Here is a 20,955-nt window from a genome sequence, read left to right as displayed (position 1 = left end):
GTTCCGTCAGGCTTTGTTCAAGGCGCGGCTGTTGACGCCGCGCAGGAGGCTCAAATGCGTGAGTTTGATTACATCGTTGTTGGCGGCGGATCCTCGGGTTCCGTGGTGGCCGCACGTCTTTCGGAAAATCCGGCCAACACGGTCCTGCTGATCGAGAGCGGGCAGAAGGACACTGCAAAGTTCATTCATATCCCCGCCACCTTCTTCAAGGTGATCGAGAAGGGTAGGGACGTGCAATTCTACATGTCCGAACCGGATCCCGGCATCAAGGGCAAGCCGAATGTCGTGCCGCAGGGCAATGTTCTCGGTGGCGGTAGTTCGGTCAATGCGATGATCTATATCCGTGGCCAGCGCCAGGACTACGAGACCTGGGCGCAGATGGGATGCCGGTCCTGGTCCTATGAGAAGGTGCTTCCCGTCTTCCGCGATCTTGAGGGCAATCAACGGCTTTCGGGAGAGTTTCACGGCGCGGACGGCCAATTGAAAGTGTCGGATCGCCGCTATGGCCATCCCTTGTCCTGGGCCTTCATCCGTGCCGCCCAGGAGGCTGGGATCAAGTATAATGAAGACTTCAACGGTGCCGAGCAGGAAGGCGTCGGCTTTTACCAGACGACGACGAACAATGGTCGCCGCTGGAGCGCCGCACAGGCATTCCTGCGGGAAGCCGAAGGTCGCGACAATCTTGAGATCATGACCGGCATCAAAGTCGAAAAGATCCTGTTCGAAGGGTGCACCGCAATCGGCGTGCAACTCTCGTCCGGCGAAAGGGTGAAGGCACGTGGCGAGATCGTGCTGACGGCGGGCGCGGTTGCCACGCCCAAGATCCTGCAATTGTCCGGCATTGGTGCTGCCGAGCACCTGCGCTCGCATGGGATCGAGGTTGTGGCAGATTTGCCGGGCGTCGGGGAGAACTACCAGGATCATCTGGAGGCGACGGTTCAGGCCGAAGTCAGCATTATGTCGCTGTTCGGCCAGGACAAGGGCCTCGCAGCCGTCAGCCACATGCTGCAATACATGCTGACGAAGACAGGTCTGCTGACCTCGACCGTCGTGGAATCCGGTGGTTTCGTGGACACTGCGGGCCTTGGCCAGCCTGACATCCAATTCCATGTGCTGCCGAGCTTCAACGGCTTCGGAGAGCGGATGGCCGAGCCGGGGCACGGCATCTCGATTGGTCCTTGCTTCCTGCGGCCGCAGTCGCGCGGCACCGTCAAGCTTCGTTCGGCCAATCCCCGGGATCCCGCACTCTTCCACGCCAATTCCTTCGCTAATCCGGCGGATCTGGAGACCTTGGTCCGTGGTGTGGAGCTGGCTATCAAGATCACGGAGGCACCGTCCCTGGCGAAGATCATCAAGCGGCGCGTGCTGCCGGCACCCGGCATCGAGAAGGATCCGGAAGCCCTGCGCGATTACATCCGCGGTGTCTCGAAAACCGTCTTTCATCCCTCCGGTACGGCCAAGATGGGCGTCCGGGAAGATCGGATGGCCGTCGTCGACGAGGAGCTCAAGGTCTTCGGCGTCGACCGGCTGCGGGTGGCGGATGCTTCGATCATGCCGACGCTCGTCTCGGGCAACACCAATGCACCAACCATCATGATCGGGGAGCGCGCCAGCCGCTTCATCTTGGGTAGGGATCGGGCGGCCTGAGGAGATCGCGCGATCAAAACCGGCCTTTGGGCCACGAGGCCGGGTTCCGGCAGATTGGGAGGAAATTATGAAATCGCATCTTTGGGGCGGATCTGCCGCCATTGCCGTCCTGCTCCTGCTCTCGGCGGGCTCCGCCGCCGCCGCGCCAAGCTGCGGCTTGAACAACGGTCAGGCGGCGACCGGTGAACCGATCAAGGTCGGGGCCATCGTCGGTCGGACGGGCCCCGACGATTTCTCATCGGCCTCGCGTGCGGCGAAGGCCTATTTCGACTGCGTGAACGCCAATGGCGGGATCCATGGCCGCCCGATCGAATATCTCGTCGAGGATGACCAATGGAACCCGGAAGTTGCCGCGCAGGTCGCGACCAAGCTGGTCAAGGACGAAGATGTGGTTGCGCTCGTCGGCAACGCCTCCTTCGTCGAGATGGGCGTCAATGCCAAGCTCTACGAGGAAGAGGGCGTGATGGCCATGGCCTCGGGTTGTGCCGTGGCCGAATGCTTCGAATCGAAGAACATCGTTTCCACCAACGAGGGTCCGCTGCCCTCTTCCGTCGGCGCGGCACAATGGGCAGTCGCCAATCTCGGCTCGACCAATGTCGTGTGCATCGGTCTGACCATTCCGAGCGTCGGCCCGTATTCCTGCGGCTGGGTCGAGAAATACATGCAGTCGAAGAATCTGGCAGGCACAAGCGTACTGCTCGATCCCTCGGCGGCGGATATGAACTCGGCCTTTCTCGAAGCCGTGGCCTCTGGTGCAGATACGGTGCTCGTTAATCTGCCCGCAGGCATGGCTGCAGCGTTCCTCAAGGCGGCTCTCGAGTCCGGCCAGCGTGACAGCTACAAATGGATCTCCTCCACGCCGCTTTATGATCGTGATGTTCCAGCCATGCTCGGCACCGACTGGTCCGGCGTCATGTATGTCAACATCGAGCTGACACCAATCGACGGGAAAGGTCCGGATGCGAGCAACTGGCGCGCGGTTCTCGACGCGTTTGGCACTGCCGATGATCCGCGTGACACGTTCAGCCAGGCCGGATACCTCTCTGCCCGCTTCTTCGTCGCTGCCATCCTGCAACAGGACCCGGCAAAGCTCGACCGTGCCACGGTGACCGAGGCGATCCGCAACATCAAGAACTACACCTCCGACCTGCTGTGCGGCCCGTATTACGTCGGCCCAGGCGATCGCCACATGCCCAACCACGCCAACATGATGGTCGAGATGGTCGAGGGTGGCTACAAGGTCGTCGGTGAGTGCATGGACGTGGACAGTGCCTATCTCGATCCCTACCGCGCCAATGAAAAAGCGCTCGGCATCGTGAACTGAGGCGGTCGCGGTCATGCTGGGCACCTATGGAATGTTCCTCGTTTCGGGGCTCGCCGTCGGCGCCCTCTATGCGCTGGGTGGGGTGGGGCTTGTGATCCTCAACCGCGCCACCGGTGTACTCAACTTTGCTTATGGTGCCATTGGTGCCGTGGGCGCCATGACCGCCTGGCAGGTGCTGGAATGGCACCTGCCGGAGCCTCTTGCCTGGGCGGCCGCCATGGGGGTGAGCCTCGCTCTTTCGCTTGGCTTCGGCCTGCTGGTCGCTCCGCAACTCGCCCACCGGGAGCCGGTCATCAAGGCGGTGGCCACACTCGGCTTTGCGCTGTGTCTGCTCGGCCTGATGAACCTCATCTGGATGGTGACGTCGCGAAAGCTCGGCTTGTTCTCAGACAGTCTCGGTTTTTCCATCATCGGGGTCCGCATCAATGGCACCCGGTTGATCGCGCTGGCCGGCGGGGTGACCGCCACGATCGCGATGGGGATCTATCTGTCGAGAACCCGCACGGGTCTGCTGATGCGGGCGCTCGCCGACAACCGTGAGGTGGCGGCCATTCTCGGTGTCCCTGTTCGCCGCGTCGAGGCCATCGCCTGGGGCATCTCGGGCGTGCTGGCCGGCTTCACGGGCCTCCTGTTCGGAGGGCTGGTACGGCTCGATCCGGCAGTTCTTACCTTTCTCGTCATCCCGGTGATCGCCACGACCATCATCGGACGACTGAAATCCATTCCCGTCACTTTCGTGGCCGGGCTTCTGATCGGAGTGACCGAAAGCATGCTGACCCTGGTAAAGCCGCTCGCTCCATTCCGCGTGGCCGCTCCCTTCGTCATCGCAACGCTGGCTCTGATGTGGCTGCAGCGCGGCCGACGACTGACATTCGCGGGAGAGGATTGAGATGATGGCATCGGATCCTCCGGTGGTTTCCACGCCTGCGCTGGCCGTCTGGCGATCGCGTTCGATCGGCCTCCTGTTGCTCGTTGCAGCTCTCGCGTTCCTGCCGCCGCTGCTTTTAGCATCGCTCTGGCTGAAGGTCCTGACGGGGGTGGCGATTTACACGCTGACGGCTGCGGCCATCGCGCTGCTCTATCGACGTCTCGGCCTGGTGTCGCTTGCCCATGTCGCGCTGATGGGGGCCGGCGGTTGGGTCGGGTTGAGGCTCGCCTATGGTCTCGGCACGCCGTTCGAGGTCAACATGCTGGCCGGCGGGATTGCCGCTGCCGGGCTCGGCATGGTCTTCGCCTACCCGGCACTGCGCATGCGCGGGCTCTATCTGGCCCTGGTCACATTGATGATCGCCGGCGCCTTTGCCATCATCGTGAATGTTCTGCAGTTTCCCAATGGCGGCGGTGGATGGTCCGGTTTTGCCGTGAAGTCTGCGGGATACATGCCGCGCCCGGCCATCGCCACCAGTGACGTAGGCTATTACGCCTATTGTGTCGTCGTGACGGCACTCGGCATGGCTCTCATTCACTGGCATGAGATCGGGAAAGCTGGTCGGGCCTGGGCACTGATCCGCCGCTCCGAGGCGGCTGCGATGTCCAGCGGGGTCGATGTGCCTTTCTACAAGGTCTGGGCCTTTGCCTTGTCGGGCTTCCTCGCCGGAATTGCCGGCGTGTTGCTTGCCGGCAATCTGCAGATGCTTGATGCGCGCAGTTTTCCCGCGGCCGAATCCGTGATGATCTTTGCCCTGACCATCGTCGGTGGCGCCTGGAACCCGGTCGGAGCGTTGATCGCTGCCGCGCTCTACCGCCTCGTTCCCGCGTTGCTGAACGACTTCGGCGTCAACGGCGATGCCGCCTACATCATTTTCGGTGCAGCCCTGATCCACGCACTTGCCACTGCTCCCAGAGGCATTGCCGGCCAGCTCGAGGATCTCGCGTCCCGACTGTTCGGCAGATCGAACGGAGGGAACACCAGATGATCGAGATCGACGCAGTGACCGTTTCCTTCGGCGGCGTGACGGCGCTGAACACGCTCACCGTGCAGCTCGATGCGCCGGTCGTCGGCATCATCGGGCCGAACGGCGCGGGTAAGACGACGTTTCTCAACGTGTTGTCCGGTTTCGTCAGGCCGAATTCAGGGCGAATCCATGCCTTTGGCCGGGAACTCACGGGAATGCAGCCCCATCAGAGGGCGCAATGGGGGCTGCGCCGATCCTTTCAGAAGGAACAGGCGGTCGACGAATTGACGGTGGAAGACAATGTCCGGGTGGTGCTCGATTCACTGCCTCTGTCGCGCGACGTGGTGGAGGATGCGTTGACCGGAGCCCTGGAATTCACGGGGATCAGCGCCATCCGCCGCCGCTCTGTAGCCGGCCTCAATGCCTTTGAACGGCGCATGACGGAACTGGCGCGCTGCGTCGCGGGTTCACCCAAACTCATTCTGCTGGACGAGCCGGGAGCCGGTTTCTCGCAGAGCGAGGTCGCGACGCTGCGGTCTGTAATCAACGGGATTGCCGAAACGATCGGCGCGCGGACTTTCCTGATTGATCACGATGTCGATCTGATCCAGGCCACCTGTCAGCGCACCATAGTTCTCGATTTCGGTTCGCTCGTCACCTATGGCGAGACAGCCTCGGTGTTGGCCGATCCGAAGGTGCGGGCGGTCTATCTTGGCATGGAGGAAACGTGATGCAGGCTCTTGAGATCGAGGGGCTGACCGTCCGGCGGGGCGTCAAGTGCGTGGTGGACGGCGTGTCGATGAGCCTCAACCCGGGTACGGTCACGGCACTTCTGGGGCCGAATGGTGCGGGCAAGAGTTCGCTGGTGCTGGCCTTGGCCGGCGTCCTCCCGCTTGAAGCCGGATCCATCCTGATGGGGGGGCGGCGCCTCTCCGGCCTGGGGACTGAGGCGGTTCGGGCTGCTGGTGTGGCGGCCGTTCCCGAGGGGCACCGGGTATTGGCGGGGCTTTCCGTCGACGACAATCTGCGCACCGCCGGGCATGCCCACTCTCGCGCCGAGCTGGAGCGTGCGCTTGATGAGATCTATTCGATTTTCGGGGAATTGGCGGAGAGGAAGAGCCAGCGTGCCGGCTCCATGTCTGGTGGACAGCAGCAGATGCTGGCACTCGGGCAGGCGCTGATCTGCCGGCCGAAATTCGTGCTCGCGGACGAAATGTCCCTCGGGCTGGCGCCGCTGATCGTCAAGCGGCTGATGGGCGTGGTGGAACGGCTTGCTCGCGAAGGCACCGGCATACTGCTGATCGAGCAGTTCACCGCCGTGGCCCTGTCGCTCGCCGATCACGCCATCGTCATGTCGCGCGGGCGGTTCGCCTATTCCGGCGAACCCCAGCGCCTGATCTCGGAGCCCGACATCCTGCATAAGGCCTATCTGGCCTGAATGCGAACATCCGTGGGGTCGGCATCTCCGTCTGGTCGAGAAGACTTGATACGGTTCTGTCGCCACGCGGCCGGGGAGATGCCCGTTCGCTTGCGGAAAAAGCGGGAAAAATAGGCGGGGTCGTCGAAGCCGATTTCACGGGCGATATCTTCCACCGAGCGGATGGTGAACATCAGCAGTCGCTTGGCTTCGAGAAGGCGTCGCTCCATCAGCATCTCCTTGATGGATTGCCCGAAAGTCTCTTTTGCTGCCTTGTCGAGCAAGTGCGGCGTCGTGGAGAGCAGGGTCACGTAGCGGGCGACGGTCCAGTCCTCGCGGTAATGCTGATCGATCGCACGGCGCAGGTTGTTCGCCAGCCGTTTCGAAGGCGAGGCTTCGGTGACGTCGCCGCCACCGCCAAGTCGGGCGATCTGGGACAGCATGACGCCGATCAGGCCCGCAAGCAGCCGGGGACTGGTCGTGGTCGTGCCGAGATACTCGTCGACGACCATGTCTGAAAGATGGTCAAGCCGGATCCAGGCCGGATCTCCCGGGCTGCCTTCGAGGAGGCAGGGGGTATCAAGCGGCAGATCGACGCTCGATGCCAGTGAACGAAGCTGGTCGTCGGAAATGGAAATGACCACCGCATCCGAATGCTCTTCGACATCGAAGCCATGGACGACGCTCGATGGCACGAAGCTGACGGTCGGAGCCGAAAAATTCCAAGTCCGATCTTCGATCCTATAGGTCCCTCCACCTTTGAACCAGTAGGTGATTTGTCCCATTTGTGGATGCTTGTGCGGCGAAACATGGCCGAAATGCACGCTTCTGCGCTCCATAACCGTTTCCACGTGGAAAAATCCGACATCCAGCGCGCGGGTCGGTTCGCCATAGACGAAGTAGGTCGGCACGTCTTGTCTGTCTGTCATGCCGGAAAAAGTACCAGCGAATTGTGCCCTTTGTCCATGGTCCGGAACCGGTGGCGGATTTAACTTTTGTTAGAACTAAAGGGAGGATCGCAGATGCGTGCAGAGGACTATCGGAAAGACAAAAGGCGCCCGTTCACTGGCGCCGAATACCTGGAGAGCCTGAGGGATGGTCGTGAGGTCTATATCAACGGCGAGCGTGTCGCCGACGTCACGTCACATCCCTCCATGCGCAATTCGGCGCGCTCCATTGCGCGTATGTATGACGCCTTGCATGAGGAAAAGACCAAGGCGCGTCTGACCTCTCCGACCGACACCGGTTCGGGTGGCTATACACACAAATATTTCCGCGTCGCCAGGTCTTCGGAAGAGCTGGTCGCGCAGCAGGGTGCAATCGCCGACTGGGCGCGCATGTCCTATGGCTGGATGGGGCGCACCGCCGATTATAAGGCTGCATTGATGAACACGCTCGGCGCCAATGCCGACTGGTACGGTCCGTTCAAGGACAATGCGCTTTCGTGGCACAAACGCGCCCAGGAATCCGTGCTATTCATGAACCACGCGATCGTCAATCCACCGATTGACCGCCACAAGCCGGCGGATGCGGTGAAGGACGTCTTCGTCCACATCACCAAGGAGACGGATGCTGGCATCTATGTCTCGGGTGCCAAGGTCGTCGCCACATCCTCGGCCCTGACCCATTACAACTTCCTCGCCCAAAGTTCGGCGACCGTGACGGAAGATCCGTCGCTTTCCGTCATGTTCATCGTTCCGATGAATGCGCCCGGCATAAAGATGTTCTGCCGCGTCTCCTATGAGCAGACCGCAAGCGCGTCCGCGCAGCCCTTCGATTATCCGCTGTCATCACGTTTCGACGAAAACGACGCCATCCTTGTGCTCGATAATGTGTTTGTGCCCTGGGAAGATGTACTCGTGCTGCGCGATGCGGCGAAGATCCTGTCCTTCCACCCGGCCTCCGGCTTCATGCACGGTTATTGCTTCCAGGGCTGCACCCGACTGGCGGTCAAGCTGGATTTCCTGGCCGGGCTTCTCGCCAAGGCGCTGCGCGCCACAGGCGGCGATGCCTTCCGGGGCAATCAGGCAATGCTGGGCGAGGTCATCGCGATCCGCCACCAGTTCTGGACCTTCTCCAATGCCATGGCGCACAACCCGATCCCGTGGGCGAATGGTGCGGTCCTGCCGAACCTTGAGGCGGCACTCTGCTATCGTACCTTCATGTCGGAGGCCTATCCGAAGGTCATCGACATCGTGCGCCGGACCGTCGCTTCCGGCCTGATCTACCTGCCGTCGTCGGCCAAGGACTTCCAGAACCCCGATATTGACCGTTATCTCGCACAATATGTCCGCGGCTCGAACGACATGGGCCATATCGAGCGCATCAAGATCATGAAACTTCTGTGGGATGCGACGGGAACCGAATTTGGGGGGCGCCATGCGCTCTACGAGCTGAATTATGCCGGCGCTCCTGAAGAAGTTCGCCTGCAGGTGCTCAAAGGTGCCGAACGCGGCGGGCGTCTCAAGGAAATGGAGGCTCTCGTCGACCAGTGCATGGCCGACTATGACGAGAACGGCTGGACCGGTGACACCTGGATGCCGCCGCAGGACGACCTGCGCGCCCTGCGCGACGCGGCCGAATAGGGGGCGACCATGACAGCTTCCGTTTCGAAGACCGAGTTTCGCAACGCCATGGCCAGGGTCTGTGCCCCGGTCAACGTGATCACCACCAATGGACCCGCCGGGCGCGGCGGGTTCACCGCCACTGCGATGTGCTCGGTTACAGACGAGCCGCCAACGCTTCTCGTCTGCATGAATTCACGGTCTTCGCAGACCGGTCTGTTTGTCGAGAACCGCCAGTTCTGCGTCAACGTGCTGACCCAGGAACACCGCGACCTCGCCGGTCTCTTCGCCGGCCAACAGAGCGACATGGAGGCTCGTTATGCCGCCGCCGACTGGACCAACCTTCCCTCCGGCAACCAGGCATTGGCAGACGCCATCGTCTCGTTCGACTGCCGCCTGATCGAGGCGCGTCTGGTCGGAACACACAACATCTTCATCGGCGAAGTCATCGACATACGGTGCCGGCGTGATGGGCACGCGCTTCTCTATTTCGATCGGAACTATGTCCATGTTCCGACGCAAACCGGGAGCTATGGCGGTTAATTCAACCGCTTCCACAAAACACATTCAGTGGATCCCGAGCGATCGGGATCGACGGTCACCGCACCATTTGTCCATCGCGTTGTGACAGAAGATCTCTGTGTAAATGAGGCGTCCCGCAGTCGCTGGGAGCGTCGGGCACTTTCTGTGAATCCGGTGATCCCCTTGTCTGGGATTTCATAATCCAACATGGCAGGAGGTCTTGCATGGCTCGCGCCTATTCTTTGGACCTTCACCAGCGGATTGTTGATGCCATATCGCAGGGTGAACCTACTCGCACATCAATTGCGGTTCGAGACCGCGCGCGGCGTTCGTCGCTCGCCATTCCACGACCGCCTCGTTGCCGCCGGCGCCTTCATGACCGAACTGGTTGGTTGGGAGCGGCCTGGCTTCTACGGCACGGCGGACGAGGTTGCCAATATCGAATATTCCTATGGGAAGCCGAGCTGGTTCGCCAATGTCGCGGCAGAATGTGCCAACACGGCCGAAAATGTCTCGCTCTTCGATCACAGCTGCTTCGTCAAATATCTCGTGGAGGGGCCGGATGCACTGAAGACCCTCAACTGGATCAGCGCCGCCGAATGCGACGTGCCCGTCGGCAAGGTGGTCTATACCCAGTGGCTGAACGAAAACGGTGGCATTGAGGCGGATGTCACCATCACGCGCCTGGCAGAGCAATCCTACATGGTGGTGACCGTGGCCGTGTCGCAGCGACGCGACCTGGCATGGTTCAAGCGTCGCGCTCCCGAAGGTGCACAGGTCTATATCACCGACATCACCTCGGGCCTTGCGATGCTTGCTCTCTGGGGACCGAAATCGCGCCAACTGATGGCGCGTGTGTCGCCGGATGACCTCTCGAATGAGGCTTTTCCCTTCGGCACCAGCCGCGAGATCGATCTCGGTTATGCGCGGGTGCGGGCAAGCCGCCTGACCTTTGTCGGCGAACTCGGCTTCGAGCTCTACATTGCCACGGAAATGGCCGCCCATGTCTATGACGTGCTGATGGAGGCGGGCCGGGATCTCGGCCTGAAGAATGCCGGCTTCTTCGCGCTTAACTCGATGCGCATGGAAAAGGGTTACCGCCACTGGGGCCACGATATTGGCGAGGAGGATACGCCGCTGGAAGGCGGCGTCGGCTTCACCGTCGCACTGGACAAGCCCGGCGGCTTCATTGGCCGCGACGTGTTGGTCCGTCAGAAGGCGGAAGGCACACTGAAAAAGCGCCTGGTGCAGGCGAAGGTCGAAGTCGAGGGCGATGTGCCGATGCTCTATCACTATGAGCCCCTGCTGCGCGACGGCGTGATCGTCGGCTCCATCATGTCCGGCGCCTACGGTCACCGCATCAAGGCCTCGCTTGGCCTCGGTTATGTCGAGTGCGATGGCGGCGTCACCAAGGATTGGCTGTCGACCGGGACCTGGGAAGTCGAGGTCGCGCTGAAGCGCTATCCGGTCGCCGTCCAGCTGGGCGCCTGGTATGATCCGAAGAACGAGCGCGTTCGCAGCTGATCTCCGAAGATGGTCCCGGCCTAAAGGCCGGGACATGCCGCGATGGATGGGACGCGGCAAAATTCTGGAATGGAAAAGGGCCGGCGTTTTCACGCGGCTCTTTTTTGTACCCGACTGGAGCTTTCGATCGCCGACAGGGCCGATCCACTCCTCATGCCGAACCGTCCCGGTGACAGGGCGGCGTGCTGCACCCGCAACACCTTCCTGGGGCAATTTCATGCCCGGTAAGTTCTCCGTCACAATCAAGTCGGGGCACGTTTGCGGTTTCGACCGCTGGACAAATTAGTGGACACAATCCACTATATCCTCCTGCACGATACGTGCGGACCCAGGCGAACATAGTTAACAACAAACAAGGGGAACTTATGTCGCAAATCTCCACGTCGGCCGACGTGGTGTTGTCCGTTCGCAATCTCACGGTGGATCTGCCGCCAGGGATGGAACGGACCCACGCGGTCAAGGACATATCCTTCGATCTCCATGCCGGAGAAATCCTCTGCATCATCGGTGAATCCGGGTCAGGAAAATCCGTCACCGCCAACACCATCATGGGCCTCCTGTCGCCGGCGATCAAAGTCAGCGCCGGCGAGATCCATTTCAAGGGCATCAACATTCTTGCGGTCCGGGATGAGGAAATCCGGCCGCTGCGCGGCCGGGCCGTCTCGATCATCTTTCAGGATCCCCTCTCGGCCCTCAATCCGCTGATGACGGTTGGCGACCAGATCGCCGAGGTTCTCGCGGCGCACGGGGTGGGAACCGCGGAGATGCGAAAGGCGAAGGTTCTGGACCTGCTGGAAGAGGTGGGGCTGCCGGATCCTTCGCTGATGCGGCTGCAATATCCTTTCCGCCTCTCCGGCGGTCAGCGCCAGCGCGTGATGATCGCCATGGCGCTGGCGCTCGATCCCGAGGTGCTGATCGCCGACGAGCCGACGACGGCGCTTGATGTCACCACCCAGGCGCAGATCCTCGATCTCATCCGTCGCATCCAGAAGCGCAAGGGGATGAGCGTGATGTTCATCACCCATGATTTCGGTGTGGTTGCCGAGATCGCCGACCGTGTCGTGGTGATGGAAAAGGGGCATCTGGTGGAGCAGGGCAGGGCCGATCAGGTTCTGGTCCATCCCTCCCATCCCTATACGCAGCGGTTGGTGGCGGCCGTGCCGCGCATGCGCGCCAGCGCGGACGCCGTCAGCGATGAGCCTCCGGTGGTGCTGGAGGTGGAAAACCTGGAGAAGGAATATCGCGGCACCGGCTCCCTGTTTGCGAGGGCGCGGACGGTCAAGGCGGTCAACGGGGTAAGTTTCCGGCTGCGCAAGGGCCGGACGCTCGGAGTCGTCGGCGAAAGCGGTTCCGGCAAATCCTCGCTGGGGAAGGTGCTTCTCAAGCTTCTGGAGCCGGATGGCGGTCAGATCCGCTTCGACGGTCGCGACATCGCCGGCATGGCGGAGGAAAGCTTCCGCTCGATCCGACCCTATATCCAGATGATCTTTCAGGATCCCTTCGCCTCCCTCAATCCCCGTCATACGATCGGCCGGATCCTGACGGTCGGGCCGGTCGCGCATGGCCTTTCTGCGCAGGAGGCGCGGGCAAAGGCGCTCCGGCTTCTCGCACTGGTCGGTCTCGACGAGCAGGCTTATGACCGCTTTCCGCACGAGTTTTCCGGCGGCCAGCGTCAGCGTATCGGCATTGCCAGGGCGCTGATGTTCGATCCGGTGGTGCTGGTGGCGGATGAGGCGGTCTCGGCCCTCGACGTTTCGATCCAGGCGCAGATCCTCGAGCTTCTGGCCCGGGTGCAGAAGGAGATGAAGATCGCGATGATCTTCATCACGCATGATCTCAGGGTCGCGAGCCAGATCTGCGACGAGGTGCTGGTCATGCACAAGGGCGTCGTGGTGGAAGAGGGACCGCCGACACGGATCTTCCGGCATCCGCAGCATGATTACACCCGCAAACTCGTTGCCGCAATTCCCGGTGCGGACTGGGAGCCGGTGGCAGCCGCCGTCTGATCAGGAAAACGGGCCGCCCAGGGGCCATGCCCTTTAAGACGGTGTTCGTCTGGATATCCTGCCTGTTTCGCTGGCATCCCGTGATGCCGGCGCTTTCTCCGTTTTGTGAAACAAGTTATTGAAATAACTGAAAAATATACGATTCAGGCTCGAAAAATTAGTTGCTATTATCCACCAATTGCCCTTTCATGGAGGCACGAAATTGCATTACGGCATGGATGGAAGATCGAAACGGTGACGCACGCACACGGCGTCGGCGAACCGATCCCCTTTTGTCCATGCGAACGGAACCTTCATGCGCAAACCGCCTGCAAAACCGCCCATCATCCCTGAGGACATCAACATCGATGTCCTCGAGGATACGCTGAGCTTTTACATCCGCAGTATCAACCTTGCCGTCTCTCGCGATCTGGACGAGCGGCTGGAGGGGCTGGATGTGGCCAAGGGAACTGGGAAGATCACCACCCTGCTTCTGGTCGATGATTATCCTGGCATCCGGCCCTCCGTCATTGCCCATCTGATCCTGAAGGATCGATCGGCAATGGGGCGGCTGATCGATCAGATGGAGGGGCACGGGCTTCTCCGGCGCGAAATCTCGCCCGACGACAGCCGTGCACAGGAACTCTACATAACCGAGGCGGGAGCGGCACTTGCGGTGAAGATCCGCGAGATCGTGCCGAAACAGTCGCGCGATTTCTTCTCCTTCATTCCCGAAGACGAACAGAGGCTGGTGATGGACATTCTCAGACGCGCCTATCGGCGGATTGTGGGGCTGCCATGATGAGGTCTCCCCAAGGATCCGTCGCGCTGATTTCCGGGGCAAGCCGCGGCATCGGCCAGCATGTGGCGCTGGAACTTCTGGAGCAGGGATGGTCCGTGTCGCTCGGCATGCGCCAGCCGGTTCTGCCCGATTGGGCGGCAGGTCGCGAGGAGCGCGTGCATCTGATGGCCTATGATGCCGAGGATGCCGGCGGGGAGCAGCGATGGGTGAAGGCAGCGCTTTCCCGCTTCGGCCGCATCGACGCATTGGTTGCCAATGCCGGCATCATGATCCCGAAGACGGTGATCGAGGCCGATGACGACGATATCGAGGCCATGATGGCGGTCAACGTCAAGGCGCCGCGCCGGCTGGCGAAGGCGGCCTGGGCGGCGCTCTGCGCCACGGGGCGCGGCAGGGTCATCATCCTCGCCTCGCTCTCCGGCAAGAGGGTCAAATCGGCTGGCGCCGGCAGCTATTCACTGTCGAAGTTCGCCGCCGTGGCCCTTGCCCATGCCATCCGCCAGACAGGCTTCGAACAGGGCGTGCGCGCCACCGCCGTCTGCCCCGGCTTTGTCGCCACCGACATGGCCGCGACTCTGACCGATCGGCCCGCCGACCGTCTGACGCAGCCGGAGGATCTTGCCCGTGTCGTCGCCATGCTGCTTGCCCTGCCGAACGAGGCCTCCGTCGCCGAATTCGCCGTGAATTGCCAACTCGAGGAGTTCTTCTGATATGCCCGGTCCATTTGTCGTTCCCGTCCATGGCGATGCCGAACTGCCGCAACAGGTGGACGTCGTCGTCATCGGCGGTGGGATCATAGGAACCTCGACGGCGCTGGAACTTGCCGATGGTGGCCTGCGTGTCGCGCTGTGCGAAAAGGGCGGCATCGGTCACGAGCAGTCCAGCCGAAACTGGGGCTGGGTGCGCATCTCGCGCCGCGATCCGCGCGAAGTGCCGCTGATGGCGGAATCACTGCGCATCTGGGCCGATCTCAACCGCCGGACCGGCCGCGAGACCGGCTTCAAGCGCTCCGGCATCGTCTTCACCTGCGCCGACGAGAAACAGTTCGACGAGCACGAACGCTGGAACCGCAATCTCGAAGGATACCAGATCGAAAGCCGCATGCTGAGTGCTGCTGAATTCAACGAGAAGTATCCCGGCAACCGCATGAAGATTGCCGGTGCGCTTTATACCGCCGGCGATTGCCGCGCCGAACCGCAGAGGGCCGCTCCTGCGATTGCGGAAGCCGCGCGTGATCGGGGCGCGCATATCCTCACCGAATGCGCGGTGCGCGGCCTGCAATTGTCCGGCGGTCGTGTGTCCGGTGTCGTTACCGAGCGTGGCGAGATCGCCTGTCAGGCTGTGGTGCTGGCCGGCGGCGCCTGGTCCAGCCTGTTCATGGGCAATAATGGCCTCGACCTGCCGCAGTTGAAGGTGCTGAATTCCGTGCTGCGCACCAAGCCGCTGGAAGGCGGGCCGGAAGAGGCGATATGGGCCAGCGGCTTTGCGCTGCGCAAGCGTCAGGATGGCGGCTATACGATCGCCGACGGCACGCAGAACATCGTCGATCTCGTGCCGGCCTCCTTCCGTTACGCGATGAAGTTCATGCCGGCCTTTGCCCATGAATGGCGCTCGCTCCGGTTCCGACTTGCGGGCCGCTTCATCGATGAAGCGCGCATTCCGAGGCGCTGGGCGCTGGATGAAGCCTCGCCCTTCGAATACAACCGCGTGCTCGATCCCATCCCGTCCAAGGCCATGTCGGATGCGGCGTTGAAGCGCCTGTCGGAGGCTTTTCCGGTCTTCAGGAATGCCGAGATCGCCCAGCGCTGGGGCGGCATGATCGACGTGACGCCGGATGCGGTGCCGGTCATCGATGCCATCGACGCGATCCCCGGCTTCCATGTCGCCACCGGCTTTTCCGGCCATGGCTTCGGTATCGGCCCCGGTGCCGGTCGCCTTATGGCCGACATCGTCACCGGTCGCAGCCCGATCGTTGAGCGCCGCGATTTCCGTTTCAGCCGCTTTTCCGATGGCTCGAAGATCGAGCTGATCAGCGGCTTCTGACGCGCCCTGTGGCCGGCGGCTCTGCCGCCTGTCGCCCTTGCAGACCGGCAGGTGACTGCCGGCGGGAGGCTTACCGCCCGCAGAGGCGGATGCAACGACGTGACATCAAAGACCATCCATCGACAAAAGGGGAACTGACCATGTCCGATCAATCCAGGCCGTTCACTGCCACCACGCGCCGCCAGGCGCTCGGCCTTCTCGCGCTCGGCGCATCCGGCGCCGTGCTGAGTGGCCTTCCCGGTCTCTCTGCCGCGTTCGCCAAGGAGGCCAAGACGCCCAAGGGCCAACTGACCGTCGGCTTTTCGCAGGAACCGACCGTCTTCAACCCGCACATGCCGCATATCGAGGTGGATGAAGGCATCCACTTCAGCATCTTCGATCCGCTGTTCTATGTGGACGAGAAGGGTGCCTTCGTCGCAGCGCTCGCTGCCGAGGTGCCGACGGTCGAGAATGGCGGCATTTCCGCCGATGGTCTCACCTGGAAGATCAAGCTGCGCGATGACGTAACGTGGCATGATGGAAAGCCTTTCACGGCGGAAGACGTCAAGTTCACGCTCGAACTGCTGGTCGATCCGAACTTCCGGTCCTGGCGCAAGACCGGCCACGAATATGTCCGCGATCTGACCGTGGTATCGCCCACCGAGATCACCTGGAAGATGGAGAAACCCTTCGCGCCCTACCCATCCATCCTCGCCTCCACCTTCATCACGCCGAAGCATATCCTGGGTGCTGCCGCCGACAAGAATACCGCGCCCTACAACAATGCGCCGGTCGGCACCGGTCCGTTCAAGTGGAAGGAGCGCGTGGCTGGCGATTACATCCTGCTCGAGGCCAATGCCGACTATTTTGCCGATGGCCCGCACCTGCAGCGGCTGATCTACAAATACGTGCCGGATCTCAATGTCATGTACACGCAGTTCAAGACCGGTGACATCGATGTCGTCGGCCTGCAGTGGATCACGCCCGATCACTATGACGAAGCAAAGGCGCTGCCGGGCAAGGTGGTGACGGTCGTGCCGGGCTCTACGGTCGAATCCTTTACCTTCAACATGGAGCGCCCGCAGTTCAAGGACCCGAAGGTGCGCGAGGCGCTCTACCACGCCATCGACAAGCAATCGATCATCGAGGCGCTGTATTATGGTCTGCCGACGCCGACCGAAAGCTATGTGCCGCAGCAGTCCTTCTACTATAATCCCGATCTGCCGAAGCACGAATACTCGATGGAGAAGGCCAAGAAACTGCTTGATGAGGCCGGCTGGAAGCCGGGAGCGGACGGCATTCGCGCCAAGGATGGCGTGAAGCTCTCCTTCACCTGCTCGACCACGGCGGGCAACCACATTCGTGAGCAGGTGCAGCAGTACATGCAGCAGTCCTTCAAGGAACTGGGCGTGGAGATGACCATTTCCAACCTTCCGCCGGCCGTCATGTGGGGCGATTACTGGATGCTGTCGCAGTTCGATACCGTGATCGTCGGCCTCGACTTCCTGACCGGCCCCGATCCCGATACGTCGGATTTCTTCCGCTCGACCTCCAGCCCGGCCAAGGGCGGTTCCGGCCAGAACACCTGGCAATTCGCCAATAAGGAGGTGGACGAATTGCTGGCCAAGGGCGGCAGCCTGTTCGTGCCGGAGGAACGCAAGGCCGCCTATCTGAAGATCCAGGAGATCATGCGCAAGGAACTGCCGTTCCTGCCGCTGTTCCAGTATGCCACGGTGCGCGGCCACAAGCAGGGCGTTGAGAACGTCGTGTTCAACATCAACACTCGCATCGACACCTGGAACGTCGGAAGCTGGAGCCTCAGCTGATCGCAGCAAAGGCCGGGCCAAGGCAAACGCGCATCCAGGCCCGGCCCGTCGCGTCGCGACGACCGGATAGGAAGGCGGGCTCCGCAGGGGGCGTGTCTGACGCCGGCCGTCGCCGACGATCCCGAAGGCCTGCCCGAGACCCGTTTCTTCTGGAACGCGCCTCGGGTCGAACCGGAGCTGACCCTGTATGTTCGCCTATCTTCTCAATCGCCTCTGGCAGAGCCTCATCCTGCTGGTGCTGGTGTCGATTATCGGCTTTGCGATCCTCAATCTTGCGCCCGGCGGGCCGTTGTCGCAGTTCGCCCTGACCCCCGGCATGACGCGCGAGGCGCTCGATCGCATCGCCCATCAGATGGGACTCGATCGGCCCTTGCCCATCCAGTATCTCGACTGGGTCTGGCGCCTGCTGCAGGGAGACTGGGGCAAATCCTACCGCGACCAGCGACCCGTGCTCGACATCATTTCCGGGCATCTGTTCGCAACGCTGCTGCTGATGGTCTCCTCGACACTGGTCTCGATCCTGATCGGCACCTGGATCGGCATCAAGGGCGCGACGAAGCGCTACTCGCTGTTCGACTACACCGCGACGGTGGGCGCCATGGTGGCACTGTCGATCCCGACCTTCTGGTTCGGTCTCGTCGCCATCTATGTCTTTGCGCTGAAGCTAAAATGGCTGCCGGCCGGCAATATGTACACGATCGGCGATCAGTCCCTTTACGACTATGCCATCCACCTGGTCATGCCGAGCCTCGTTCTGGCGCTCGTCAATATTGCCGTGTGGAGCCGATACATGCGCACCGCGACGCTTGATGTGATCAACCAGGATTTCGTGCGCACCGCCCGCGCCAAGGGGCTAACGCCACGCCGGGTTCTGATGAAGCATGTGGTGGGCAATGCGCTCTTGCCGATGATAACGCTTGCCGGCCTGCAGCTGCCGACCATTCTCGGCGGTGCACTGGTGACCGAGACGGTCTTTACCTGGCCCGGCATGGGGCGGCTCTTCCTCGATAGTCTCGGCTATCACGATTACCCGGTCGTGATGGGGCTTTTGATGTTTTCCGCCATCCTTGTGCTGCTCGGCAGCCTGATTGCCGACCTTCTGGTCGCTCTCGTTGATCCCCGCATCCGGCTCGGATGATGCCGTGCCCGCAACAGCCGTCGTTCCCGAAAGGATAGACCATGTCTGCCGCAATGCTCTCCCCTTCCGCCGCCGTCGCCGGCACCCACTGGTGGCGCAGCCGCACGATCCGGCGCTTCATGCGCCACCGGCTCGCCGTCCTCGGCCTCGTGATGATCTCGATCATGATCTTCGCCTGCGTCGTCGGTCCGCATCTTCTGCCCTATGACGAGCTCTTCATCGATCTTCGCGCCCGCTTTGCGCCGCCGCTCACCGGTGCGCATATCTTCGGCACCGATCCGCTGGGCAGGGATATCGCGGCGCGTCTGTTCAACGCCGGTCGCATTTCGCTGCTGGTCGGCTTTTTCGCCATGGTGCTCTCGACGCTGATCGGCACGGTGATCGGCGTGGTGGCCGGCTATTACGGCGGGCGCCTCGGTGCGGTGCTGATGCGCTTCGTCGATGCGTTTCTGTCCTTCCCGAGCATCTTTCTGCTTCTGGCGCTCGCCGCTTTCATCAAGCCGAGCCCCTTCATGATCACGGTGATCATCGCGGTTACCAGCTGGATGGAAATTGCCCGGCTGGTGGAGGCGGAGGTGCGCTCGCTGCGTGAGCGCGATTTCGTTCTGGCCGCGCGCATGCTGGGGCTTCCGAACGCCTGGATCATGTTCCGGGAGATCCTGCCCAATGCGGTTGGCCCGATCATCGTGGCGGCCACGCTGACGGTGGCGCGCGCCATCCTGCTGGAAGCCTATATCAGCTTTCTCGGCTATGGCATTCAGCCGCCGCTGCCGAGCTGGGGCAACATGCTGAACGGCGCCCAGCAATATCTCGACAAGGCACCCTGGCTCGCCATCGTGCCGGGGGTGGCAATCACTCTTGCGGTCACCAGCTTCAACTTCATCGGCGATGGCCTGCGCGATGCGCTCGACGCCCGCAGCGACCTGAACTGAGGGGAGGGTGCCATGACCGTCTTTTCCCCCTTCGATATCACCCTCTGGTATGCGACCGCCGCGCCGGCCCCGAACACCGAACGGCTTCAAGGCAGCGTTCGGGCCGATGTCTGCATCGTCGGTGCCGGCTATACGGGGCTCACGACGGCACTGGAGCTGGCAAGGGCCGGTGTCAATGTCGTTGTCCTGGAACGCGAGGAGGCGGGCTTCGGCGGTTCGGGCCGTAATGCCGGCCATTGCACGCCCACCTTCACCCATTACAGCCTGCCGGAGCTCAGGCGGATGCTGGGCGAGCCCTGGGCGGAACGGCTGATCGAGCGGCAGACGCGCGCCAATGATCGCGTCGCGACCATGATCCGCGACTACCAGATCGACTGCGAATGGGTTCAGAACGGCTATGTGATGGGCGCTCCGCACCGACGCGCCCTCGACACGATCCGTCAGAAGGTCGAAACCTATAATGCCGTCGGTGCGCGCACCCGCTTCATCGATCGCGACGAAGTGGCCGATCTCACCGGCAGCCCCCGCTTTCACGGCGGCTGGTTTCATGAGGAGGCGGGGCATCTCAATCCGCTCGGCTATGCGCGGGGGCTGGCGCGTGCCGTTCTTCAGGAAGGCGCAAAGTTGTTCACGGGCTCGGCCGCGACCTCCTGCGAGCGTGATGCGGGTGGCGGCTGGAGGGTTGCAGCCGCCGCGGGCCATGTGATCGCCGACAAGGTGATCTTCACGACCGGCGCCTATACCGTCGGCGGCTGGCCGAAACTCGACCGCACCTTCAAGATCCAGCGCGTCTTCGTGGCTGCCACCCAGGTGCTGTCGCCGGAGACGCGCGCCCGCGTGCTGCCGAACAACACCACGATCCACGATGGTCGCGGCGATATCTATGTCTACAAATACAACGCCGAGGGCCGCATCGTCGCCTCGATGTTCCCCATGGGACGGCGTGGACGCGACATGGCCTATACGCGGCAAGTGATGAGCGAGCGGCTGAAAATGGCTGCATCCTGATATCCGCGAGGAGATCCGCTGGGACTATGTCTGGTTCGGCGAACTCGACATGCAGTATCGCACCGTGCCGCGCTTCTATGATCTTGCACCCGGCGTGGTGGCGCTGACCGGACTTTCCGGACGCGGCGTGCCGACCGGTTCCATGCTGGGCTCCATCCTGTCGGAATGGGCGCTGGGCAGACCGGAATGCGAACTGGCGCTGAAGCTGGAGCCCCTGAAGGCAGCGCCCTTCTACATGACCTTCGGCCCGGCGCTGACGCTGCGCTACCACCGTCTGCGCGACAATTTCGTCACCCGCCTTTCCGGCGCGCCCCTGCCGCCACATGCCTGACCTCATGCGTCCAGACGT

17 protein-coding genes and 1 pseudogene are annotated in these 20,955 nt (G+C 62.2%); 17 read left to right on the top strand and 1 reads right to left on the bottom strand.

Features of this window, described 5'->3' with window-relative positions:
- Positions 1-54: 54 nt before the first annotated feature.
- The 6 genes from KLP42_RS08750 (at position 55) to KLP42_RS08725 (ending at position 6,304) form a co-directional block, all read left to right on the top strand.
- Positions 55-1,647, top strand: a complete 1,593-nt coding sequence (locus tag KLP42_RS08750) for a GMC family oxidoreductase (RefSeq protein WP_215565817.1) — start codon at positions 55-57, stop codon at positions 1,645-1,647.
- A 67-nt stretch (positions 1,648-1,714) separates the two neighbouring features.
- Complete coding sequence (locus KLP42_RS08745) at positions 1,715-2,971, top strand: ABC transporter substrate-binding protein (protein ID WP_215565816.1); 1,257 nt, start codon at positions 1,715-1,717, stop codon at positions 2,969-2,971.
- 13 nt (positions 2,972-2,984) lie between these two features.
- Entirely contained in the window at positions 2,985-3,860 is an 876-nt protein-coding gene (locus KLP42_RS08740) for a branched-chain amino acid ABC transporter permease (protein WP_215565815.1), read from the top strand.
- Between the two features lie 4 nt (positions 3,861-3,864).
- A complete protein-coding gene (locus KLP42_RS08735) occupies positions 3,865-4,887 on the top strand; it encodes a branched-chain amino acid ABC transporter permease (RefSeq protein WP_215565814.1) in 1,023 nt (340 codons plus the stop codon).
- Positions 4,884-5,597 (top strand): ABC transporter ATP-binding protein, encoded by a 714-nt coding sequence (locus KLP42_RS08730; RefSeq protein WP_215565813.1) that lies wholly within the window; start codon positions 4,884-4,886, stop codon positions 5,595-5,597. Before KLP42_RS08735 ends, KLP42_RS08730 begins: the two co-directional genes overlap by 4 nt.
- Complete coding sequence (locus tag KLP42_RS08725; protein ID WP_215565920.1) at positions 5,597-6,304, top strand: ABC transporter ATP-binding protein; 708 nt, start codon at positions 5,597-5,599, stop codon at positions 6,302-6,304. The genes KLP42_RS08730 and KLP42_RS08725 overlap by 1 nt, the downstream gene beginning before the upstream one ends.
- Here the strand turns inward: KLP42_RS08725 and KLP42_RS08720 are convergent.
- Positions 6,292-7,212, bottom strand: a complete 921-nt coding sequence (locus tag KLP42_RS08720) for a helix-turn-helix domain-containing protein (protein WP_215565812.1) — start codon at positions 7,210-7,212, stop codon at positions 6,292-6,294. The genes KLP42_RS08725 and KLP42_RS08720 overlap by 13 nt on opposite strands.
- A gap of 93 nt (positions 7,213-7,305) precedes the next feature.
- Between KLP42_RS08720 and KLP42_RS08715 the strand changes: the two genes are divergently transcribed.
- The 11 genes and pseudogenes from KLP42_RS08715 (at position 7,306) to KLP42_RS08665 (ending at position 20,937) form a co-directional block, all read left to right on the top strand.
- The gene (locus KLP42_RS08715) at positions 7,306-8,868 is read left to right on the top strand and encodes a 4-hydroxyphenylacetate 3-hydroxylase N-terminal domain-containing protein (protein ID WP_215565811.1); all 1,563 of its coding nucleotides are present in this window, start codon (positions 7,306-7,308) and stop codon (positions 8,866-8,868) included.
- Between the two features lie 9 nt (positions 8,869-8,877).
- A complete protein-coding gene (locus KLP42_RS08710; RefSeq protein WP_215565810.1) occupies positions 8,878-9,390 on the top strand; it encodes a flavin reductase in 513 nt (170 codons plus the stop codon).
- A 282-nt stretch (positions 9,391-9,672) separates the two neighbouring features.
- Positions 9,673-10,893, top strand: a complete 1,221-nt coding sequence (locus KLP42_RS08705) for an aminomethyl transferase family protein (RefSeq protein ID WP_252192856.1) — start codon at positions 9,673-9,675, stop codon at positions 10,891-10,893.
- A 365-nt stretch (positions 10,894-11,258) separates the two neighbouring features.
- Positions 11,259-12,899: an ABC transporter ATP-binding protein gene (locus KLP42_RS08700; protein WP_215565809.1), complete on the top strand. Its 1,641-nt coding sequence runs from the start codon at positions 11,259-11,261 to the stop codon at positions 12,897-12,899.
- 295 nt (positions 12,900-13,194) lie between these two features.
- Entirely contained in the window at positions 13,195-13,680 is a 486-nt protein-coding gene (locus tag KLP42_RS08695) for a MarR family winged helix-turn-helix transcriptional regulator (protein WP_215565808.1), read from the top strand.
- Positions 13,680-14,390, top strand: a complete 711-nt coding sequence (locus KLP42_RS08690) for an SDR family NAD(P)-dependent oxidoreductase (protein ID WP_215565918.1) — start codon at positions 13,680-13,682, stop codon at positions 14,388-14,390. Before KLP42_RS08695 ends, KLP42_RS08690 begins: the two co-directional genes overlap by 1 nt.
- A gap of 1 nt (position 14,391) precedes the next feature.
- Positions 14,392-15,723, top strand: a complete 1,332-nt coding sequence (locus tag KLP42_RS08685) for an NAD(P)/FAD-dependent oxidoreductase (RefSeq protein WP_215565807.1) — start codon at positions 14,392-14,394, stop codon at positions 15,721-15,723.
- Between the two features lie 140 nt (positions 15,724-15,863).
- Entirely contained in the window at positions 15,864-17,528 is a 1,665-nt protein-coding gene (locus KLP42_RS08680; RefSeq protein WP_215565806.1) for a peptide ABC transporter substrate-binding protein, read from the top strand.
- A gap of 187 nt (positions 17,529-17,715) precedes the next feature.
- Entirely contained in the window at positions 17,716-18,666 is a 951-nt protein-coding gene (locus KLP42_RS08675; RefSeq protein ID WP_215565805.1) for an ABC transporter permease, read from the top strand.
- Positions 18,667-18,707: 41 nt separating this feature from the next.
- Entirely contained in the window at positions 18,708-19,598 is an 891-nt protein-coding gene (locus tag KLP42_RS08670; RefSeq protein WP_215565804.1) for an ABC transporter permease, read from the top strand.
- Positions 19,599-19,610: 12 nt separating this feature from the next.
- Positions 19,611-20,937: pseudogene (locus tag KLP42_RS08665) on the top strand (NAD(P)/FAD-dependent oxidoreductase).
- Positions 20,938-20,955: the final 18 nt, after the last annotated feature.

The organism is Rhizobium sp. CSW-27 (assembly GCF_018760785.1).
In the GTDB taxonomy this organism is placed as follows: Bacteria; Pseudomonadota; Alphaproteobacteria; order Rhizobiales; family Rhizobiaceae; genus Neorhizobium.
Note: the sequence above shows the minus strand (reverse complement) of the source record. Positions and strands in the feature narration are given on the sequence as shown.

Coding starts and splice junctions, on each gene's coding strand:
- KLP42_RS08750 (WP_215565817.1), top strand. CDS start 55: ATGCGTGAGTTTGATTACATCGTTGTTGGCGGCGGATCCTCGGGTTCC.
- KLP42_RS08745 (WP_215565816.1), top strand. CDS start 1,715: ATGAAATCGCATCTTTGGGGCGGATCTGCCGCCATTGCCGTCCTGCTC.
- KLP42_RS08740 (WP_215565815.1), top strand. CDS start 2,985: ATGCTGGGCACCTATGGAATGTTCCTCGTTTCGGGGCTCGCCGTCGGC.
- KLP42_RS08735 (WP_215565814.1), top strand. CDS start 3,865: ATGGCATCGGATCCTCCGGTGGTTTCCACGCCTGCGCTGGCCGTCTGG.
- KLP42_RS08730 (WP_215565813.1), top strand. CDS start 4,884: ATGATCGAGATCGACGCAGTGACCGTTTCCTTCGGCGGCGTGACGGCG.
- KLP42_RS08725 (WP_215565920.1), top strand. CDS start 5,597: ATGCAGGCTCTTGAGATCGAGGGGCTGACCGTCCGGCGGGGCGTCAAG.
- KLP42_RS08720 (WP_215565812.1), bottom strand. CDS start 7,212: ATGACAGACAGACAAGACGTGCCGACCTACTTCGTCTATGGCGAACCG.
- KLP42_RS08715 (WP_215565811.1), top strand. CDS start 7,306: ATGCGTGCAGAGGACTATCGGAAAGACAAAAGGCGCCCGTTCACTGGC.
- KLP42_RS08710 (WP_215565810.1), top strand. CDS start 8,878: ATGACAGCTTCCGTTTCGAAGACCGAGTTTCGCAACGCCATGGCCAGG.
- KLP42_RS08700 (WP_215565809.1), top strand. CDS start 11,259: ATGTCGCAAATCTCCACGTCGGCCGACGTGGTGTTGTCCGTTCGCAAT.
- KLP42_RS08695 (WP_215565808.1), top strand. CDS start 13,195: ATGCGCAAACCGCCTGCAAAACCGCCCATCATCCCTGAGGACATCAAC.
- KLP42_RS08690 (WP_215565918.1), top strand. CDS start 13,680: ATGAGGTCTCCCCAAGGATCCGTCGCGCTGATTTCCGGGGCAAGCCGC.
- KLP42_RS08685 (WP_215565807.1), top strand. CDS start 14,392: ATGCCCGGTCCATTTGTCGTTCCCGTCCATGGCGATGCCGAACTGCCG.
- KLP42_RS08680 (WP_215565806.1), top strand. CDS start 15,864: ATGTCCGATCAATCCAGGCCGTTCACTGCCACCACGCGCCGCCAGGCG.
- KLP42_RS08675 (WP_215565805.1), top strand. CDS start 17,716: ATGTTCGCCTATCTTCTCAATCGCCTCTGGCAGAGCCTCATCCTGCTG.
- KLP42_RS08670 (WP_215565804.1), top strand. CDS start 18,708: ATGTCTGCCGCAATGCTCTCCCCTTCCGCCGCCGTCGCCGGCACCCAC.